This is a genomic window from Bacillus sp. SIMBA_005, from assembly GCF_046535585.1.
Classification (GTDB): domain Bacteria; phylum Bacillota; class Bacilli; order Bacillales; family Bacillaceae; genus Bacillus; species Bacillus pumilus.
Window position 1 is genome coordinate 1 of record NZ_JAWRWI010000498.1, and the last position, 267, is coordinate 267.

A 267-nucleotide genomic window follows, 5' to 3' on the forward strand; every position below is an offset into this window, starting at 1 on the left:
GCGCGGCCTTCGACCGCGATGGCGCACTGGCCGCGCGCGGCCGGGTCGACGCGGCGCTGCTCGCGCGCCTGCGCGCCGATCCCTGGTTCGCGCTGCCGCCGCCCAAGAGCACCGGCCGCGAGCAGTTCCACCTGGACTGGGCGTTGTCGGCGCCCGCAGCCGCCGGCGCCGCGGCGGCCGACATCCAGGCCACGCTGCTGGCGCTGACCGTGGCCACCGTGGGCGAGGCCCTGCTGCGCCACCAGCCCGGCACCCGGCGGGTCCTGG

The 267-nt window shown here is 79.8% G+C and carries 1 protein-coding gene; it reads left to right on the forward strand.

Annotation, left to right across the window (positions count from 1 at the left end; genetic code table 11):
- On the forward strand, positions 1-267 hold a 267-nt coding region (locus SB660_RS21060), incomplete at both ends, for an anhydro-N-acetylmuramic acid kinase (protein WP_410584322.1).